The sequence below is a fragment of the Roseivirga sp. genome (genome assembly GCF_034669765.1).
Lineage (GTDB): Bacteria > Bacteroidota > Bacteroidia > Cytophagales > Cyclobacteriaceae > Roseivirga.
In genome coordinates this window covers 462,795-483,237 of the sequence record NZ_JAXMOQ010000002.1, presented here as the reverse complement: position 1 = coordinate 483,237, position 20,443 = coordinate 462,795, and the positions used below count along the sequence as shown (strand labels likewise).

Below are 20,443 nucleotides of genomic sequence, written 5' to 3'. Positions count from 1 at the left end.
GATAGAAACCTGAATAGAATGAAGCTCTTACGTTGGATATTATTTCCTGTTTCAGTCCTCTACGGTTCGCTGATGAGCTTCAGAAATCACCTGTACAATATAGGAAAGAAGCCCCAAGTTGAATTTGACCGCACCATAATTTCGGTTGGTAACCTTTCAATGGGAGGGACTGGAAAAACTCCAATGGTGGAATACTTAATTAGGCTACTTCAAAATAATTACCGTTTAGCGACCTTAAGCAGAGGTTATGGAAGAAAAACTAGCGGTTATCGAATGGCTACTGACACGGATACTGCTGAAACAATAGGGGATGAGCCTTGTCAATATTTCAGGAAATTTGGAACAAATATCTCAGTGTGCGTTGGGGAAGAACGGATTTTGGCCATTCCCTCTGCCATTATGGAGAAGGAAGATATTGATGTTTTTCTTTTGGACGATGCCTATCAACACAGAAAAGTGGCCAGGGATTTTAATATTCTGTTAAGTGATTTTAATCACCCTTTTTATGAAGATTATATTTTGCCCACTGGGGAGCTGCGCGAAAGCAGAAGAGGCGCAAAAAGAGCTGATTGCGTGATTATCACCAAAAGCCCAGAAGCGATTGACGAGCAGGAGAGAAGAGAAATCAAGGCAAATGTGAAACTATACTTGGGTGAGAAACCAGTGTTCTTCAGTCATATTGAATACGACTTTCCTGAACTGGTTTTTGAACATAAAACCACATCGTTACAGTATAAAGACAATATTGTCTTAATTACGGGCATTGCCGATAATAATGTTTTTAGGTCTGAAATGTCATCTAAATATAATGTTCAAAAGGAATTTATATTTGAAGACCACCATAATTTCACATCGAAAGATATAGATGGAATAGAAGGGTATTTGGCACAGCAGAAAACAGATTTACCAATAGTAACCACCGAGAAAGACATGGTACGACTTTTGTCGCTTGCCGATCATTCACTTTTTAAGAAGACGGCTGTGTTCTATATTCCGATTCGTTTTGTTTTAGAGGAAGAAGAGAAGTTTACCAGTCGGCTGTTTAATGTGCTGGAACAAAAGAAAAACCTCAATTGAATTGTTAATTTTGGGCGTGCTGAAGAGGGTATTATTTATTTCGTGTTTTTTAGTGTTGAGTTCTGTGGCTTTTTCTCAGGGCAACACCACATTTAGTGTCAATAGAGATTCTCTTAAAAGTCAGCGAGAGAATCGACTTTTAAAGGATACGGTTAAGAGCGTATATGGACCTTTAACCACCCGTTACACTTACGAAAAGAATTTCAAATTCAACAACCTCATTTTCAATTACCCAGATACTATTCCAGATAACCTGCATCGCTATACCGACATTGAAAAGTACGGTAATCTTGGACAAAATTTGGGGAATTTAGGTACGGCTTACAGAAACTTGTACTACGAACCTTCAATGACGATTGGAAGGCGGTCTGGCTATAATGCTTATGATGAGTTTTACGTGGGACCTGAGGATATTAAATATTTTGACACAAAGTCTCCATTCACAGAAATCAACGTGGTTTATGGTGGTGGCCGTAGGGGAGGAACCGACATTGTTTTTGCTCTGAATGATAGCGTTTACTTGAACCTCGGTTTTCAATATAAAAGTGTAAGGGCCGAAAAACAGGTGTCCTTTTTGAGCACAGGCGATTTTCAGTCGAAGGGCACCAACTATAATTTCTTTGGTTTTATTCGCCCCAAAAAACTACCCCGCTATTTGGCTTTGTTTAACGTAACCCAAATGAAATTTAGCGTTGATGAGCAGGGAGGGGTTCTCGACCCAGCAATCGACCCAGCTAATGATGAAGAAGGCGCAAAGGCTACTTATTTTAAATATAAAGATGCCAACGTAGTACTCGATGATGCAGAAAGCTACGATAAGCGGGGTGGAGTGCATATTTTTCAACAATACAATTTAGACTCTGGTTTTCAGGTGTATCATTCTGGTACTTTCTATAATCAGGTGGTGAGGTACACAGATGTCTATAATTTAGGAGGTTCAGATTCCCTAGTGTACAATTATGTAGGTCAAGGTTTGACCCAAGACTCCATCAAAGACAGAACCACTTACAATGAACTCTCCAATGAGTTTGGAATAAAAGGCTACACCAAGAGTTTCTCATATACCATTTTTTATCGCTCCCGCTACTTGAAGTATGACAACAGAATTTTGGGTGGAGAAGGAGCCGATTTAGAAAGCTATTTGGGTGGAACCTTAAGGCAGAAAATCACGCCTAAGATTTTCTTGAAGGCTTCGGGAGAGTATTTAATCGGAGGTGGCTTTTTTGTTGAAGGTGATTTTACGAGTAGTTTCTTCGATGCCAAAGTGTCTAAAGTTTCTAGTCAACCTTCTTATTTGTCTGAGCTCTATGCTGGCCAGCAGGGCTATTGGATTAACAGTTTTAAGAACGAGCAATCTGAGAACTTATATGGTGAGGTAAAAATTAACACTCCGGGTTTGAGTTTTAGACCATTACTAAGGCTCAATAGAATTGCCAATTACCTCTATTATGATCAAGATAAGCGTCCAAACCAAGCGAGCAGCGACATTGTGATTTTAGCACCGGGCTTCCATTTCGATTTTAAGTTAGCCCCAAAATGGAAATGGTCTAGTAGTTTTTATTACAATACGGTTTCTGGAGGTTCTTCAGACCTTTATCGCTTACCAGATATCTTGGCCAATGGCCAATTGGCTTATAAAAACGTGATTTTTGATGGTAAAATGATTATCCATACGGGTATAGATTTGCATTACCGTTCGGCATATTATGCCAATGCCTACAACCCAATTGTTCAGCAATACTATTTGCAAGATGACTTCGAAAATAATGCCTTTCTTAAGGCCGATTTATTCTTGAATTTCAAAGTAGAGAATTTTAATTTTTTCGTGAAGTCTGGTCATTTCAACCAAGGGATCACCGCTGAAGGTTATTTCTTAACTCCATACTATACAGGCGTAAAACGTACTTTAGACTTAGGCGTACGTTGGTCTTTCTACAATTAATTGGTTTGGCTATCAAGTAGGTAAACGAAAAAAGTCATTCTGAAAGCCGTATCAATTTCATTGACGAAGCATTCTAGAATGACTTTCTGCAATTGGATGAAAATTCTTTTTTAGTTGCCTGTGCTGAATAACTTGAAGTTAACGCCAAGGTTCAATACATGCTTAAATTGAATCTCTCTAGAAACATTTCCGTCCTCACCTTTGATTAAGATATCGTCATCATATATCAACTGTGTTCCAAAGGTAGCATTGAACCACTTGTTTACTTTCATTACTAAAAGCGTTTCCCAGTTGGTATCTACATTTCCAAAGCTGTCGTAAGCTGTAAAGAAGTTTAGGTTAGACTGGAAAGATATGTTTTCCATTATCTTCAAGTTTAAAGTTGTGAGCATGTTCGCACCGAACTCAGCCCTTACTTTGTCGCCTGGATCTACACCATAAGCACCAACCGCTGAAAGTTCATCATCCATTACAAAAGTGAATTTACCTGCAGCTGGAGAAAAGGAAACGGTGAGGATATCACCACTACTATATTCCATACCTAAGTTTACAGAAAGGTAGCCTGGTGCCATAAAATTGGAAATCTTCTCTGCGATTTGCTCTCCTGCATTTAAAGGGTCAGCAACATAATTACTACCCTCTAGCAGTTGAGTTCTTAGAATGCTTGAAACACTGTAACCAAATTTCTCATTGATTTTTCTTTTGTACTGGCTTAGTAGAATAATAGCATCATCTGTTTTTCTGAAGTCTCTGTCGCCTAGCTTGGCACCGCCTAGGGCAAAGTCAATTTGATTCTTCCAGGTAGAATGCGTTGCTTTCTTGATGGCTGCTGCGTTGAAGATTGTACCTAAAGAAACAGAGCTTTCACCCCCTCCGGCCCAATTCGATAGGCCCACGTTTGCGAACGTAAACCCTAAGGAGCCTTTTCTTTCCCATTTTACGGAGTCAGCCGTTTGCGCCTGAGCTGTATACGCCACTAAAAGGGTAAGGCAAATGAGTAATGTTTTCTTCATAATGTCAATGTTTGGAAATTGATATATTCAAATTGATTTTAAAAATGTGTTGCAATTTAGCAGGTTCAATAAAATCTAGCGGCATACTCGTTCTACTTTTTAATAATAGGGAGGAAGCGCGTAAGTTTGCAACATGAATGACGAGTTAAGTAATCATCTCTTAGGGCTACAATTACCGACCGACCCACGCTGGGCAAATATTGCTCAGATGAACATTGAGGAAATACTGGTAGATCATGCTTACTGTGAGCAGAAAGCTGCTTCTTCTTGCATTTCGTTGATTATTTTGTTTCCAGAAAAAACAGAAATGGTGGAAATGATTACGCCAGTTGTAGCCGAAGAATGGAATCATTTCGAAAGAGTTTTGGAACAACTCAAGTAAAGAGGGATGTCTTTCGGTAAAGCCCGAAAAGATGAATATGTTATTCAACTTCAGAAGGTAATCAAAAAAGGAGGAAACCGAGATCAGCAATTGGTAGAAAGACTATTGATGAATGCCTTAATTGAAGCCCGCAGTTGCGAGCGATTTAAAATTCTATCTCAGCACATTGAAGACCAAGAACTTAAGAATTTCTACTATGAACTTATGGTTTCTGAAGCAGGGCATTATAAGAATTTCATAAGTTTAGCTAAACATTATATGCCAGAAGATTACGTGATTAACCGTTGGAAAGAGTTCTTAATGGAAGAAGCAAAAATCATTAAGTCACTGGAAGTGAGGGGCGATAGAATGCACTAGAATAGTTTGAAGTACAAAGACTTCAACTTTTACAGTTTAAGTCTTCCTTTTCTTCTTTTTAGCTGCAGGAAACAGAATGTTATTCAGTATCAATCGGTAACCCGGAGAATTAGGGTAGAGGTTTAGATCGGTTGGCTCTTCGCCTACCCTGTGCTGATAATCCTCTGGATCGTGTCCACCATAAAAGGTCCAGAAACCATTTCCGAAAACACCATGGATATATTTAGCTTCCTCAGCCGCATCGTTTTGTCCCATTGTTACCACGTCAGGTTTGATTACTCTAGTTTTAAATGCAGTGGTTTGACCATAAAAGCCCTTAATTAAGCGGGTATGATTCTGGGTCAACATGGTTGGGATAGGGTCCCATTTGGCGGAAAATTCAAAGAGTTTGAAGAAATCATTTCCTTCATTTAAGGATCTTGAACGTCTAGCATCCGTATTATCTATATCTGAGAACTCATATTCAAGTGGGTCTTTTTTTAGTTTGAAATTTTCAAAAGCCAAGGTCTGCGAGAAATCAAATTGTGATTCGGCTGCGGGGTTGGCAGGATCGCCATCGTACATGGCTTCGATAAAGTCCAACCCGTTGGCTGCTAGGGCTATATCAAATGAATCTGTAGCGGAACACATGGCAAAAAGAAAGCCACCACCCGCAACGAATGTTCTTATTTTTTGCGCTATAGCCAGTTTTAGTTGTGACACTTTTGCGAAACCGTGCTTTCTGGCAGAAGCTTCATAGTCCCTTTGCTGTTGCTGGTACCAACTGTAAGGAGAGTAGCTCGCATAGAACTTGCCATATTGACCTGTGAAGTCTTCATGATGCAAATGAAGCCAATCATATTTAGTTAGTTCATCCGCCATTAATTCATCATCATAAACAACATCATAGGGGATTTCAGCATAAGTCAACGCTAATGTTACGGCATCATCCCATGGCATTTTAGTTTTAGGAGTGTAAACCGCAATTTTTGGTACCTTCTCCAATTTCATCATGTCCATGTTTGAAGACGGGGATGAAATCTGGCTTTCGTATTGAGCGGCCGTAGCATCTGAGATCACCTCATAGCTTACTCCACGGATGACTAATTCCTTCTCTATGTTGGCTGAAGAGGGTAATAAAAAACTTCCTCCCCTAAAATTTAACATCCAGTCGATTGTTACGTCTTTACTGAGAACCCAGTAAGCAATACCGTAGGCTTTTAGGTGATTTGATTGTGAAAGATCCATAGGGATCAATATTTTGGACGCGTAGCCAGAAAGGCTGAACGTAGCCAAAATCAATAAAACCAAAAGTCTTCTCATAGTGAACTGGATTATAAACCGTTTAACAGAACGATCGTTGAATTTATAAATTTGTTGGCAATATCTGACCAACGGTTGACTAAATTCGTAACAATCAAAAACTCATTTTATCTCAATGAATTTCAGAGAAAACGTCAGGGAAGGAATTAAGTCGATTAAATCGAACACCCTTAGAACCATTTTAACAGGTCTAATCATCGCCATTGGTATCACCTCTTTGGTGGGAATGCTTACTGCTGTAGATGGTATTCAAAGTGAAATAGAAGCTAGTATGTCGGGTTTAGGGGCCAATAGCTTCGATGTGGCAAGCCGTTCTTCTGGAAGAAGAAGTATGAACGGAGTTAGAGAAAAGTCTTATGCACCCATTAAATTCGATGAGGCTACCCGTTTCAAAGAAGATTTTAATTTCCCATCAACTGTAACTATTTATACACGAGCTTCTGGTTCTGCTGAAGTTAAATATGAGGAGAAGAAGACTAGTCCAAATACCAGTATTACTGGTGGGGACGAAAATTACTTTTCAATTAAAGATGTAAAAATAGAACGTGGCAGAAATTTCTCTGCATTAGAAATTGAATTCGGAAATTATGTATGTATTCTGGGTACAGAAATAGTCAATTCTCTTTTTGAGAAAAATGAAGACCCGCTGAATAAGACGGTTAAATTCTACGGGAATAACTATCGTGTGATTGGTGTTTTGGAAGAAAAAGGTGGTTTTGGAGGTGATACCGAGGAAGATCGGAACATCATTATACCACTTTTGAATGCAAAACGTCTTGATCGAAGTGGTAGAATGAGGTATAGCACTACTGTTATGATTCAAGACCCTGAACAAATTGATTATGCAATGGGAGAGGCTACGGGCTATATGCGTAAGATCAGAGGTGATAAATTAGGTGAGGAAAGCACTTTTGAAGTCGTTAGGTCAGACTCTGCTACTGAAGCTTTAGATAATATGACCAATGGGCTACGAGTTGGTGGTTTAGTGGTAGGTGCTGTTACATTGTTGGGTGCTGCTGTAGGGCTTATGAACATCATGATGGTGTCAGTGACGGAAAGAACAAGAGAGATTGGAATTAGGAAAGCCTTAGGCGCTACGCCAAGTAGAATTCGTCAACAATTTTTAATTGAAGCGATTGTGATTTGTCAGATGGGGGGTATTGCTGGAGCCTTAATGGGTATTGGAGTGGGTAATATACTCGCCACCGCACTTGGAGGAGCATTTATTATCCCTTGGCTATGGATTACTGTGGGCTTAGTGGTTTGTGTGTTTGTAGGTTTAGCGTCTGGTGTTATTCCAGCCACTAAAGCTTCCAAGCTAAACCCAATTGAAGCCTTAAGATTTGAATAGGCGGTTTATGCTGCTGATGAAAGAGCCTCGATTTATCGAGGCTTTTTTTATATTGAAGTAAAATTTGAAGCTATGAATTTTACTGAACCATCTCACAAGAAAATCTTAGGCATCCTTTTTATTGCCTTTAGTGCCCTAGGACTATTGGGCTTAGTATTCTATGATTTCTTTATTGATTTTATATTGAATATGGCCGCACTGGAAAATGACCCAATTCCAATGGAAGCAATGTGGATATTTGATTTTATTGATTCCATACTATGGGCAATCGCCATCCTTTTCCTTATTCCTAAAATCGTAATTGGCTTTGGCTTAGTAAATGGCCGTAAGTGGGCTATGATGCCCGCACTTGTTTATGGAATCATCGGGCTTATCAATTTTCCCTTTGGAACACTTGTAGGAGTGTACAGCATTATAATCTACACTGCTAAACCTAGTGAAGAGGAAGACTTCGACAGAAGAGCTAACTAATTACTGTCGGGGAACAAAAACCACTTTTTTGGTTTCGAAGAATTCTGGTTCAAAGAATTTTTCAAGGTTGTGAACGCGCACTTTAACCAACCTGGATTCTTTGATTTCGGTGGTCAAATCTCCTCCTTTTAGGTAAAGTAAACCGCTTTTGTAAGCTACTTCGGCAGTCGGCTTAAACTTATGTTTTACCCATGGGTAGAACTCTTTGAGTTGAGCCACTGCACGACTTACTATAAAGTCATACTTTCTATCCTTAATGGCTTCAGCACGAATTTGTTCAGCAACTACGTTTTTAAGGCCTAGTGCCTCACTAATATTTTTCACCACTACTATTTTCTTTCCAGTGGAATCCACCAAATGAAAATTGGATTCCGGAAACATAATGGCCAATGGAATTCCAGGAAAACCGCCTCCAGTCCCAACATCCAAAATATCGGTGTTTTCAGGAAACTTAAAAACTTTGGCTATGCCTAAAGAATGTAATACGTGACGCTCGTAAAGGTTTTCAATGTCCTTTCTCGAAACCACATTTACCTTTTCATTCCATTCAGTATACAAAGGTTTTAACTGAGCAAATTGAGCAATTTGCTTTTCTGTAAGGGCAGGGAAATGTTTTTTGATTAACTCCATTTGAGTGCGAATTAACAAAAAAGAATTAGATGTGTTCCTTTTTACCTTTCACAAGGTCATACATTAATTCACGGGCCCTATGCAATTGTGCCTTAACAGTGCCAAGAGGTGCATTTAATTCTTTTGCAATTTCGTCATAGCTTAGCTCATCAAAGTAACGAAGCTTTACCAATCGCTGATATTTGGCAGGAAGCTTAGTAACAAAGAGCTGAACCAATTCAATCTTTTGCGCTTTAATGGCTTCTTCTTGTGGGTTCAAGTTTCTGTCTTGAACATCGATATTCACTGACTCACCATTGTCGTCACTATAAGAAGTATTCAGACTCATGGTGTCGAGCCTTTTCTTGCGTATAAAGTCAATGGTATTGTTGGTGGCAATTCTAAACAGCCAAGTACTAAAGGTGAAGTCCTTTTTAAACTTATGAAGGTTTTTAAAAGCCTTAGCAAAGGCTTCAATGGTTAAATCCTCGGCATCATCAACATTCCGAATCATCTTCAAAATCATGTGGTAAACAGGTTTACGATAACGTTGTAATAACTCCGCAAACGCCTGTTGATCATGATTCTCAACGGCCAGGTCTATTAATTTAAAATCTTTGAGTGCTTTGTCAGAAAACTGCTTACCTAACTCCATTTAACCTTTTTTGCTATTAGCGCCACTAATCCCACCATTGGGTAATACAAATTTAAACACAGATCGAGGAATGGAAGTGACCAGTAGGCCATGTTCATTTTCAGCTTGCGACCTGAAAGGGTAAAGATAACATAAAATGACAAGCTCTTGATACCGATAATCACCAAAGTGAGACCAATATTAAAGCCTGCTAAAATTGCCCAAAACAGCATTATCCAACCTGTCAGCGAACTTAACGCAAAAAGACCCAATCTCGTTTGATCTTTTTCACGATAGTTTTTCCCAACAGACAAATGCCTGACTTTTTGGGTGAAGTATTCACTCCAAGTTGCCTTTGGAATAGAGGTGACGTGTGCATCTGGGTGAATACAGATTTCAGTGTTTATATCATTGGCGTGTGCATTCACAAAAAGGTCGTCATCGCCTCCAGTTTGAGATTCAAAACCTTGGAATGAGTTCTCTATAAAGACAGACTTACGATAGGCCAAGTTTCTGCCAACACCCATGTAAGGCTGTTTTTTGATTGCAAATGAAAGGTATTGTATGGCGGTGAGTAAAGTTTCGAATTGAATCATATGATTCAGAAAACCCTTTTTAGTTTCGTAGGGAGAAAAACCCAACACAAAGTCTGTATCCTCTTTAAAGCTGCCAGCCATTTTGCTGATCCATTGATCTGATTTAGGAATGCAATCAGCATCAGTAAGTAATATAATCTCATGCTGAGCAGCTTCAATACCTAATTGCAAAGCATTCTTTTTACCGTTCCAACCTTCTGGTAAATCATGAACATGAATGACGTTAAGCTTTTGATTCATTTGCTTGAGTGAGTTGAGCAAGCCTTCTGAGCCATCAGATGATCGATCATTAACAATAATAACTTCAAAAGACGAATAGTCTTGATTAACCAACTTGGTAATCAATACAGGTAGGAGTCTCACTTCATTTCTTGCCGCAACGACTATAGAAACGGGTAATTCAATTGCGGTTTTCTCATCCGAAACCACATGACTGAGTAATAGACTAAAATAGCCCCAATGATAGTACAGTTGAACAGCTGAAACTAGAATAAATAAGGACCAAAAGATAATTTCTAAACTCACAGAAAATGAAATGATGCCTGAATGAAATAAGAATAAATGATTCCTGCTATTTTTGTGCGATCAAAAATGAGGAATGAAGTTTAATTTAGCTGGAGTAGACAAACAATCTAAAGCCCGAGCGGGAGAGGTAATCACAGATCATGGTGTAATTGAAACACCTATTTTTATGCCTGTAGGTACTGCAGGGTCTGTTAAAGCGGTGCATCAACGCGAATTGAAAGATGATGTTCAGGCGCAAATTATTTTGGGGAATACTTATCATCTGTATTTAAGGCCAGGCTTAGAAGTAATTGAGGCTGCTGGTGGTTTGCACAAATTTAATGGTTGGGACAAACCTATTTTGACCGATAGCGGTGGTTATCAGGTCTATTCACTTTCGGGCACCAGAAAAATCAAAGAAGAAGGAGTAACCTTCAAATCTCATATTGATGGTTCTAAACATATCTTCAGTCCAGAAGCTGTAATGGATATTCAACGCACCATTGGAGCCGATATCATGATGGCCTTTGATGAGTGTACTCCATACCCATGCGACTACGAGTACGCTCGCAAGTCCATGGAAATGACACACCGTTGGCTTAAGCGCTGCTGCGATAGGTTTGATGCTACGGAAGGAAAGTATGGCTATAGCCAAACGCTTTTCCCGATTGTACAGGGCAGTACCTATAAAGATTTAAGAGTCAAGTCTGCTGAAACGATTGCTTCGTTTGAGCGAGAGGGAAATGCCATTGGGGGATTGTCTGTGGGTGAACCAGCAGAAATGATGTACGAACATACCGAGATTGTTTGTGATATTCTACCTAAAGACAAACCACGTTATTTGATGGGCGTGGGGACACCTGAAAATATTCTAGAAGGAATTGCCTTGGGCGTGGATATGTTTGATTGCGTAATGCCCACGAGAAATGCCCGTAACGGAATGCTGTTTACAAGCGAAGGCATTCTGAATATGCGCAACGAAAAGTGGAAAAACGACCATAGCCCGATTGACCCTAACTTAGGCGGATACAACAGTACATTTTATTCTAAAGCCTACTTAAGACACTTGATTACCAGTAAAGAAATTTTAGGGGCACAAATAGCCAGTATTCATAACTTAACTTTTTATTTATGGTTGGTTAAGGAAGCTCGAAAACAGATATTAGCAGGCACGTTTGTTGATTGGAAAAACAAAATGGTCAAAAAAGTGACACAACGCCTCTAAATGAAAATACTGGATAAGTACATATTAACGAAGTTCCTCACGACTTTCCTTTTTGTTGTAGGTATTTTAGTAGCCATTGTGCTCATCCTTACCTTTTCAGAAAGGAATGAAAACTTCATCAAAAATGAGGTGGGCACTTGGTTAATTATTAAGTACTTCCTTTTTTATGCGCCTTATATTGCCAATTTAATTACCCCTATTACTGTATTTATTGCAGCGGTATTTGTCACTTCCAAAATGGCCAGTCATACGGAGATTGTAGCCATTTTAGCTGGTGGGGTGAGCTATCCAAGAATGTTGAAGCCGTTTCTGATGGGGGCTGTAATCATAGCCGTCATTAGCTTTATTTTTACAGGGTGGATTATTCCAGAAGCCAATAAGTTTAGGGTGAAGTTTGAAAACCAATACTTTGCCGACAAACCTTTTGTTTATTCAGGTCAAGATGTCCATTTCAAAGTAAGCCCAACTACCTATGTCTATTTAAGGTCATACAACAACTACAGAAATACGGGAAGGGATTTTACGCTTGAAGAGATTGTAGACAAAGAGATGCTGTATAAGATCTCTGCCGCTGAGATTTTGTGGGATTCTACGTTAACCTCTTGGACTTTAAGAAACTGGAATCTACGGAAGTTTAATGAGTTGGATGAAGAATTTCAATACCAAAATGTGAATGATACACTCATCAAAATAAACATGAGTCCAGACGATTTTTCTAGTCAAACTGGACTGCAAGAAACCCTTACTATTCCCGAATTATATACGTATATAGACGATTTAAAGCTGAAAGGTGCTGATAATATTCCGATTTATCATATCGAAAAATTGACAAGGTTTATGTCTCCCTTTACCGCAATAATTCTGACTTTTATTGGCGTAATATTATCTTCAAGAAAGACCAGAGGAGGAGTAGGTTTTCAGATTGCTTTGGGCTTCTTCTTGGCTTTTATTTATATACTTTTGTTTATCGCTACAAAGAGTATTGCCGAGGCAGGCTCAATGGATGCGCTGCTTGCAGTTTGGATGCCCAATATTATTTTTACTATGCTCGGAATCTCTATCTACCGCTTTGTTCCTAAGTAATGGAAGCCTCTTCTAAGGACTTTTTAAAACTCCATTTTATCGTTTTTTTATGGGGTTTTACTGCGATTCTCGGCAATGAGATGACCATTCCTGCTACAGATGTAGTGATGTACCGTACGGCTTTGGCCAGTATTGTGCTGGCGGGCTTTATGTATTTTAAATCCAAGACATTTCAGGTAAGCAAGGAACATCTACTCCCAATGATTCTGATTGGGTTTGTCATTGCAATCCACTGGTTCTTATTCTTTGAATCGGCCAGGGTATCTAATGTATCGGTTTCTTTGGCAGGAATGGCCACCACCACGTTTTGGACCAGCCTCATTGAGCCATTGTTTAACAAAAGAAAAATTAGACTGTTCGAGGTGATTTTAGGCTTGGTGGTTATCAGCGGGCTTTATGTCATCTTTCGTTTCGAATTCAATAATGCACTGGGCTTAGGATTGGCCATGGCTGCTGCCTTTATGGCCGCACTTTTCTCGGTATTGAATGGTAAAATGACCCATAAGCTGTCTCAGTACACCATTACCTTTTACGAAATGGCTGCAGCAGCCATCGGTATTGCTATTTTTATTCCTTTCTATAAGCACTTCTTTTTAGCTGAATCTGCTACTTATGCGTTGCCAACAACAAGGGACTGGGGGCTACTATTGATTCTTTCGGTGGTGTGTACCGTCTACGCTTTTTCTTCCTCTGTGGAGCTCCAGAAACGAATTACGGCCTATGTGGTGAACCTCACTATTAATCTAGAACCAGTATATGGAATTATACTGGCCGTTATCATTTATGGTGAAAATGAAGAAATGAGTGGTGGATTTTATTATGGAACGCTTATTATCCTCACAGCTGTGTTGAGTTACCCTGTCATCAGGCGAAGCCAGCGCAGAGCTTTGGAACGAAAAAAGAAGCTTGGTTTATAATAAACCAAACTTAGAGCGTCAGTGAAAGAAGACTTTAGCGAATCTCCAAAAATGCTTATGGCCCATACAGTCTACTCATTTAGCAAATATTAGATGCTGTTTATTGTTTTAGTTCTAGTTGGTATACTTGTATCCCCCTCAAAGTATTCTACCAAGAAAACTCCTTTTTCTATTATAATTGGCAAATCTGATAATTTTCCTGATGTACTAAAGCTCTGGCTATGAGTATCAGAATCATATTTTTGTATCCACCAATTCTGCACTTTAGTTGGTTGATGACCGATGCAAAAGTCACATAGTCCACTTATTTTAGTGATTTTAACTCTTAATGACAAGCATTCATTCGGTAAAGTAGCTGCTAAACTATAAAAAGTTTTACTTTGAATCTCAGTTAAAGCTAAATTCAACACGTTGCTTCCCGAACTTCCATCCTCAGGGTAATTAATAAGAGATTCGTTAGATGGAAATGTAGTTTCTTGTAAAAAATTATTGACTATTGGTTCAAAATCGGGGACTGTAATATCGATTCCAAGATCAGAATATCTTGACTCTATATTGTTAGATATACGCTCGGCATTGAGTAACTGCGCGTGCGAGACTAAATCAGCACCTATTGATTCGTTATCTAAAGACCCATCCGTTTTAATGTCCGTTATAATATTGGCAAGCAACAGTGAGAATTCGCTTTCAGATCGATAACCTTGTAGTATTGAAGATATTGCGATAAGTATTGCATCTCCATCAGAATTACCAGAAATGTCTAGTTCTTCAGAATTTTCAATGTCATCTGATACGTTGAAAATGTTTAGAACTTCTTGTTGAGCTTGACTTTTTGCAGAGGTGAAACTCATCCCTTCTGATAGCAAAAATTCTACTCTAGCTTTTTCCAAATGAGTAATTACATTCAAGTTTTTAAAATCTGACTGTGAAATATCAGCAATACCATTTAAAGTTATTTGAGAACCAGACAATTCACCACAGACTTCATTAAAATAAAAGCCATCAACACGGAGTGTAACATAATTACTGGCAAGCTTAATATCATTTATTTGAAATAGCCCTGAGTTATCGGTAATCTGGGTGTTGAAATTTATTCCGGTTGGTGAAAATTTCTTGTCTAGTTCATAAATTGATATAGAAGATCCATTCAAAAAAGGCCCCTTTTGAGCTTTACCAGTCAAACTTGTTTCAATTTTGCCTGGGGTCGTTTCATCATCTTTTGAACATGATACAATAAATATCAACATTAATACTACTATTAATAAGTGATTTAAGTGTAGTTTAAATTTGCTATTCATGTATTAATTTAATATATATAATGCGTTGTTATTATAAATTGGTAGGAATAATTCTTTTATTAATCCATACTCATGGCTTGTATAAATTTACTAAAAAAATCTGATTTTCCAGTGCGCGCAAAATTATCTTAATGTTGAATTCTCAGTCATTCATAACTAAATTTATCCGTATTTTATTTCTTCGGGTTTGGAAATAATAACACGTAGATGATTGCAAATTAAAATCTGGTTCCAGTGAATATATTTTTGCTCACGCTACCCTCCGAAATAAAGGTTGTGTCTACTGCTGAACGTACTTAAAAATACAAAATAAGTGTGCATGGAACGTGCATGGTTAACTGTTAGCCAGGTTGTTGGTGAAGAACACCAACAAGAGTCAATTGTATGGTATAATACCGTCAACATTGTTTATTGTGAAAGAAATGTGCTCTGTTTTTTATTACGGAACGCTTATTATCCTCACAGCTGTGTTGAGTTACCCTGTCATCAGGCGAAGCCAGCGCAGAGCTTTGGAACGAAAAAAGAAGCTTGGTTTACAATAAGTTTCTTAATGTCCGTAGCTGTTCTTCTTTAAATTGACTGCCCAAAAGTCAGTAAGTTATTGTCTGGGTCAAGCAAGGCAAACTCCCTTTGCCCCCAAGGCAATGCCTTCAATGCTCCGTTTGGATGAATTTTGATTTTATTGTCAAGCATAGATGTATATAAATCATCAATGTCGTTGGTACGAATATATACTTGTCCATAATTTTCCTTTGGGTCAAGTTCCTTAAACTCAAAAAAATGAATTTCTATTTTATCTTTTTGAACCATTAAATACCCGTCATAATCTCCTATTTCTTGAAAACCTAACTGATCTATATAATAGTCTCTTGTGGCAGATTTATCGCGCATGGGTAATTTTGGATTTATGTTTGTCAGCATAATATTTTTAATTTGAGTGTCTTATTAATATCATTTTAGTTAATGGCAGCATAGCAAAAAACATCATTAATGAGCCTAATGCCATCCAGTTTTCAATTCCAGGGAATACTAAAATTAGGATGTTACCGAAGATAAAAAGCAGTGAAGTCCATTTGGCTGTAATATTCGCTTTGTAAAGAGATATGCCCAATAAAACGTTTCCAACAAATACTAAAATGCACAAAGCAAATGAAACTTTTAAAATGCTTGTCATAGCCACACTGCCAATGGGAGCTGAGAGATAAGCTCCTAATACGCCAATAAAATACACAGCCCCAATGATTGATAGTATTGCTCCAATAAAAGAAAGCCAAGGTGTTTTTTTATAGGTAGCATACATTAAGGTCAAGCCCAATGCAATGTAAACTGGCATTGAGGCATATATAAAGTAGTGAGGTAAAAGATAGTATCTAAACACCAAAGCAGGGTCCGTGTTGGCCGTTAGGTAAGCAGCACCGTTGGTAGGTTGATATGAAAAGTTGAAGGAAAAAAGCGAAGTGAAACTATCGTACGAAATACCCCAACCAATAAGTGTTAGCAAGGGTGCTAATATTAATGAGGTACTACCTAATACCTTGATACAGGTTTTGGCCTTTTGTAAAGAGCTTTGCTGCTTATCCATTTTTAGGTTTATTTACGCTACAAAATTGGTGATAAGCTGTTGAAGCACCACTTGATCGAAATCAGTAAATTCAGTATTGAGCTCTTACTCTACTTAAAGTTTCAGGGGCTATTTTCAGATAGGACGCTATCATTTTTATGGGGAATACCTGTGCTAATAGAGGTTTTACCTTTTTTATATAATCATACTTCTCACTTGGAGATAGTGAGTTGTCAAAAATATATGTTCTGCTCTGTGTTGGGTTTAAGATTTTACCGAATTGCAAAAAGGACTGTGCTTTTGAGCTCAAGAAATGAAAGTTTTCTAAACTCAACTCAATAACTTCAGCTTTGGAAAAGGTTTTAATTATTGTTTTAGATGGTGTTTGACCTAGTAGGCTTTCATGATTATACATCCATTCACCTTGAAGGTGCAGGTCAATAATGATTTCGGAAATATCCTTGTTCTGGTATTGAAAAAATGAACCCGATACTATGTAAAAAATAGACTTACAAACCTCACCCTCTTTCAATATGATTTCATTCTTCTCTAACACTTTTCGGCTCGTGAGTTTTTCAAATAACGCTGCATCAAAGTCTGAAAACTGTCCTATGTTATTTAAAATTTCTTGAACTGTCATTCTTAATAAACCTGTAAAATAATTCGTTCGGTGGACTTTGTGAATTCGTTCTAAATAGAAATAAGTTGTACGTACTCGAGTACGTAGCGATTAGGTTAACTAACTAATAATCATCCAATCATATCATCTGGTCTGTTAAAGTTATTGAATTGCTCAGGCGAATTCGTTGTGATCAATTTAGGCTGTTGTGCCACTATGAATTTAATCATCGCAAGGCGATTGTTTAATACGCTTGCTTCAAGGTTCGGTAATAGCTGAACAGGCCAAAAGGAGGGGAATGGCTGAATAGCGTCTTTATACTGATAACAAGTAATGGTCTTGAAATCCTTAGCAGCGCTGATTAAATCCAGGATATTGGCAGCACTTAGGTTAGGCATATCAACCGCTAAGACGATAAGATCTTCATGCAGTTTTTCTAATGCTGAAAGTATACCACCCATTGGGCCTTTGTCTGGGTATTGATCTTGAATGCAAGCATATTCATCCTGAAGCAGATCATATTGCTCAGCATTCACAGATAGGTAAATGTCATCGGTAATTCCTGAAAGATGATCAATGGCCTTTTCCAACAATGTCTGGCCATGCCACTGCACAAAGGCCTTATCACTGCCCATGCGGGTGCTTTGACCTCCCATCAGGATTAAGCCTTTGACTGATTTTTCCTCCATGGACTACCTGAAACTAGTCTTTTCTTTTGTCCAAAGGAGCCTTTTCCAGGCCTATACTTTGTGCGGCCTTCATTAGCTTATTCACGCCTTTAGACTTTCTAATTTTCACTGCTACTACCTTGTATTCAGGGCACTTGGCTTCTGAATCATGTATATCTGAGGTAATCAAATTCACCATAATCTCCGGGAAATGGAAAGTGGTGCTCATTACGCCTGGTTTTACTTCAGCAGTAATTCGTGCTTTAATATCCACTTTACCTCGTGCCGAAGTAACACAGACCATGTCACCATCGGCAATACCGTTGTCCGCGGCATCTTTGGCATTTATAAGTAATACATCTTCTTTCAAAATCTCGCCATTGCCAGTTCTGCGTGTCATCGCACCACAGTTGTAATGCTCTAATTCGCGGTTGGTGGTAATGATGTAAGGATACTCTGCTCCGTGCTCTACAATCTCTTCAGATTCTCTCCAATCGTAGTAAGTAAATAAGCCTCTACCTCTTTTGAAGGCATCGATATGGATGATTTCGGTACTTGAACCATCTTCTGGCACTGGCCATTGTTTACCATTTTTGGCGAGTTCTTCCCAAGTAATCCCCTTGAAGAAAGGAACGATTTGAGAGATTTCTTCCAGCATGGTATCTGGCGCATAATCTGCTTGATCGTAACCCATGCGTTGCATTACATCAACAATGATCTGACCATCGGCTTTGGTGCCAGGGATTGGTTCTACCACTTTATTCACCCGTTGTACTCTGCGCTCCCCATTGGTAAATGTCCCTGATTTTTCAAGGAAAGAAGCGCCCGGCAATACAACATCGGCCAGCATTGCGGTCTCTGTCATAAAGAGCTCTTGAACGATAAATAGGTCAAGACTCGTTAATGCCTTTTTGACTTTACTGGTGTTAGGATCGGTTTGCACCACATCTTCACCAATGATCCACATTACTTTCAGGTCTCCAGCAATGGCGGCATCGAACATCTCTGGAATCTTGTATCCAATCTGGGATGGAATTTTGTCCGTTTTGTAAAAATCGATGTAGCGCTGATTCATCATCGGGTCGGTGACATCGAGATAGCCAGCCCCTTGATGCGGTTGTGCACCCATATCTGCTGCACCTTGAACGTTATTTTGTCCACGCAATGGATTGACACCAACACCTCTTCGCCCAATATTTCCCGTAATCATGGCCAAGTCTGCAATTTGCTGCACAGTGAATGTGCCTTGAGAATGTTCGGTAACCCCCAAGCCATGGAATGACATGGCATTTGGAGCAGAAGCATAAGTGATGGCCGCTGCTCTAACTTCTTCGCGATTTACGCCCGTAATGGCCTCCATCGCGTTGATGTCTAATTTCTTAATATTCGCTACAAAATCATCGTAGCCTTCGGTGCGGTTTTCAATGAAAGTAAGATCAGCCAAACCTTCCTCAATGATGTAATAGAGCATCATGTTGAGCAATGCTACATTGGTTCCGGGTCTGAGTTGTAGGAAGTGATCGGCATATTTGGCCAATTCAATTTCTCTAGGGTCAATGACAATCAGCTTTGTGCCTTTCATGGCGGCTTGCTTCATTTTGGCTCCCGTTACTGGATGAGCTGCCGTTGGATTGGCACCGATGACCATCATACAGTCCGTGTATTTGATGTCGATGACAGAATTGGTGGCAGCACCAGTTCCGAATGAACGTTGCATCCCCAAGGCGGTAGGAGAGTGGCATACCCTGGCGCAACAGTCAATATTGTTCGTGCCAACAACGGCTCGAATGAACTTCTGCATCAGGTAATTTTCCTCATTGGTACACCTGGCAGACGAAATTCCAGCGATTGAATCTGGGCCATGTTCTTCTCGAATGGCCGTGATTTTGTCAACGATGTAGCTGTAGGCTTCATCCCAAGAAACATTCTCTAAAACCCCATTTTTTCTGACCATTGGAGAACGAAGTCGCTCTGGGTGATCATAGAATTTGAAGGCATAGCGCCCTTTCAGACAAGTATGGCCTTGATTTACTTCCGCATCGTAAGGTGCGGTAATGCTTAGAATTTCACCGCTTGCCGTGGCTACATCTAAATTACAGCCCACTCCGCAATAGGTGCAAACCGTTCTGGTAACTTCCTCTGGTTCATTGGTTTTGGAATCGAATACATCGCTGATGGCGCCCGTAGGGCAGGCTTGCGAACAAGCACCGCAGGACACGCAATCAGATTCCATAAAACCTTCATTCATGCCCATTACTATCTTACTATCGAAACCTCGGCCTTCCATGGTCAATACCATTTCGCCCTGAACTTCATCACATGCGCGCACACAACGGAAACAGTTGATACAAGCACTCAAATTGGCCCTCATATAAGGATGGGAAGTGTCTGTCGCTCGATCCAAGTGGTTTCTACCTGGGGCATAGCGCACTTGCTCCATTTTGACCCCCAGGTCATAAGCTACGCGCTTGAGCTCGTTGTTTTTTGGATTGTCGGATTCGAATTTCTCTTTGGGGTAGTCTGTCAACACAAGCTCTACGATATTCTTTCGTAGGCGCTCCATTTTCTCCGTGTGGGTGTAGATATATGAACCCTCCATTACTGGCGTATGGCAGGAAGCCTGTACACGAGTGGGCCCATTTTGTTCTCTGCCTACTTCTACGCTGCACACTCGGCAAGAGCCGAAAGGGTCTAAATTAGGCGCATCACAAAGGGTGGGGACAGGATTTGGGCCGAAATTTCTTCTTAACAACGAAAGAATGGTTTCACCACTTTCGAACGGAAATGGTTCGTTGTTGATATAGGCGATGTTTTTTGAATCACTCATATGTTTC

18 protein-coding genes and 1 pseudogene are annotated in these 20,443 nt (G+C 39.4%); 8 read left to right on the top strand and 11 right to left on the bottom strand.

The window, feature by feature from the left end:
• Window positions 1-18: 18 nt before the first annotated feature.
• Window positions 19-1,077 (top strand): tetraacyldisaccharide 4'-kinase, encoded by a 1,059-nt coding sequence (gene lpxK, locus VOI17_RS05095; RefSeq protein ID WP_323756162.1) that lies wholly within the window; start codon window positions 19-21, stop codon window positions 1,075-1,077.
• Between the two features lie 64 nt (window positions 1,078-1,141).
• Window positions 1,142-3,019 carry a putative porin gene (locus VOI17_RS05090; RefSeq protein ID WP_323756161.1) on the top strand — a complete coding sequence of 626 codons (1,878 nt, stop codon included), beginning with the start codon at window positions 1,142-1,144 and terminating at the stop codon, window positions 3,017-3,019.
• A gap of 110 nt (window positions 3,020-3,129) precedes the next feature.
• Here VOI17_RS05090 and VOI17_RS05085 read toward each other — a convergent pair whose 3' ends face one another.
• A complete protein-coding gene (locus VOI17_RS05085; protein WP_323756160.1) occupies window positions 3,130-4,032 on the bottom strand; it encodes a DUF3078 domain-containing protein in 903 nt (300 codons plus the stop codon).
• A 133-nt stretch (window positions 4,033-4,165) separates the two neighbouring features.
• Between VOI17_RS05085 and VOI17_RS05080 the strand changes: the two are divergent.
• Window positions 4,166-4,771: pseudogene (locus tag VOI17_RS05080) on the top strand (tRNA-(ms[2]io[6]A)-hydroxylase).
• Between the two features lie 36 nt (window positions 4,772-4,807).
• Here VOI17_RS05080 and VOI17_RS05075 read toward each other — a convergent pair.
• Window positions 4,808-6,073: an asparagine synthetase B gene (locus tag VOI17_RS05075; RefSeq protein ID WP_323756159.1), complete on the bottom strand. Its 1,266-nt coding sequence runs from the start codon at window positions 6,071-6,073 to the stop codon at window positions 4,808-4,810.
• A 115-nt stretch (window positions 6,074-6,188) separates the two neighbouring features.
• Between VOI17_RS05075 and VOI17_RS05070 the strand changes: the two genes are divergently transcribed.
• Both VOI17_RS05070 and VOI17_RS05065 read left to right on the top strand, forming a co-directional pair.
• Complete coding sequence (locus VOI17_RS05070; RefSeq protein WP_323756158.1) at window positions 6,189-7,424, top strand: ABC transporter permease; 1,236 nt, start codon at window positions 6,189-6,191, stop codon at window positions 7,422-7,424.
• Window positions 7,425-7,496: 72 nt separating this feature from the next.
• Window positions 7,497-7,895, top strand: coding sequence for a hypothetical protein (locus tag VOI17_RS05065; RefSeq protein WP_323756157.1), 399 nt, complete (start codon window positions 7,497-7,499; stop codon window positions 7,893-7,895).
• Here the strand turns inward: VOI17_RS05065 and rsmG are convergent, their stop codons facing one another.
• From rsmG to VOI17_RS05050, 3 genes are read right to left on the bottom strand one after another with little or no spacing between them, the layout of a single operon-like run.
• A complete protein-coding gene (gene rsmG / locus VOI17_RS05060) occupies window positions 7,896-8,525 on the bottom strand; it encodes a 16S rRNA (guanine(527)-N(7))-methyltransferase RsmG (protein WP_323756156.1) in 630 nt (209 codons plus the stop codon).
• A gap of 25 nt (window positions 8,526-8,550) precedes the next feature.
• Window positions 8,551-9,159: an RNA polymerase sigma factor gene (locus VOI17_RS05055; RefSeq protein ID WP_068417682.1), complete on the bottom strand. Its 609-nt coding sequence runs from the start codon at window positions 9,157-9,159 to the stop codon at window positions 8,551-8,553.
• Complete coding sequence (locus VOI17_RS05050) at window positions 9,150-10,259, bottom strand: glycosyltransferase (protein ID WP_323756155.1); 1,110 nt, start codon at window positions 10,257-10,259, stop codon at window positions 9,150-9,152. Before VOI17_RS05050 ends, VOI17_RS05055 begins: the two co-directional genes overlap by 10 nt.
• A 73-nt stretch (window positions 10,260-10,332) precedes the next feature.
• Between VOI17_RS05050 and tgt the strand changes: the two genes are divergently transcribed.
• From tgt to VOI17_RS05035, 3 genes are read left to right on the top strand one after another with little or no spacing between them, the layout of a single operon-like run.
• Window positions 10,333-11,463, top strand: a complete 1,131-nt coding sequence (gene tgt / locus VOI17_RS05045) for a tRNA guanosine(34) transglycosylase Tgt (protein WP_323756154.1) — start codon at window positions 10,333-10,335, stop codon at window positions 11,461-11,463.
• Entirely contained in the window at window positions 11,464-12,546 is a 1,083-nt protein-coding gene (locus tag VOI17_RS05040) for an LptF/LptG family permease (protein ID WP_323756153.1), read from the top strand.
• Window positions 12,546-13,463: a DMT family transporter gene (locus VOI17_RS05035; protein ID WP_323756152.1), complete on the top strand. Its 918-nt coding sequence runs from the start codon at window positions 12,546-12,548 to the stop codon at window positions 13,461-13,463. Before VOI17_RS05040 ends, VOI17_RS05035 begins: the two co-directional genes overlap by 1 nt.
• 89 nt (window positions 13,464-13,552) lie before the next feature.
• Here VOI17_RS05035 and VOI17_RS05030 read toward each other — a convergent pair whose 3' ends face one another.
• From VOI17_RS05030 to fdhF, 6 genes are all read right to left on the bottom strand, one after another.
• The gene (locus tag VOI17_RS05030) at window positions 13,553-14,761 is read right to left on the bottom strand and encodes a hypothetical protein (RefSeq protein WP_323756151.1); all 1,209 of its coding nucleotides are present in this window, start codon (window positions 14,759-14,761) and stop codon (window positions 13,553-13,555) included.
• A 570-nt stretch (window positions 14,762-15,331) separates the two neighbouring features.
• Entirely contained in the window at window positions 15,332-15,682 is a 351-nt protein-coding gene (locus tag VOI17_RS05025; RefSeq protein ID WP_323756150.1) for a VOC family protein, read from the bottom strand.
• 7 nt (window positions 15,683-15,689) lie between these two features.
• Window positions 15,690-16,343: a hypothetical protein gene (locus tag VOI17_RS05020; RefSeq protein WP_323756149.1), complete on the bottom strand. Its 654-nt coding sequence runs from the start codon at window positions 16,341-16,343 to the stop codon at window positions 15,690-15,692.
• A gap of 70 nt (window positions 16,344-16,413) precedes the next feature.
• Window positions 16,414-16,962 (bottom strand): Crp/Fnr family transcriptional regulator, encoded by a 549-nt coding sequence (locus VOI17_RS05015; RefSeq protein ID WP_323756148.1) that lies wholly within the window; start codon window positions 16,960-16,962, stop codon window positions 16,414-16,416.
• A 110-nt stretch (window positions 16,963-17,072) separates the two neighbouring features.
• A complete protein-coding gene (locus VOI17_RS05010) occupies window positions 17,073-17,630 on the bottom strand; it encodes a molybdenum cofactor guanylyltransferase (RefSeq protein ID WP_323756147.1) in 558 nt (185 codons plus the stop codon).
• Window positions 17,631-17,643: 13 nt separating this feature from the next.
• A complete protein-coding gene (gene fdhF / locus VOI17_RS05005) occupies window positions 17,644-20,436 on the bottom strand; it encodes a formate dehydrogenase subunit alpha (RefSeq protein WP_323756146.1) in 2,793 nt (930 codons plus the stop codon).
• Between the last annotated feature and the right edge of the window lie 7 nt (window positions 20,437-20,443).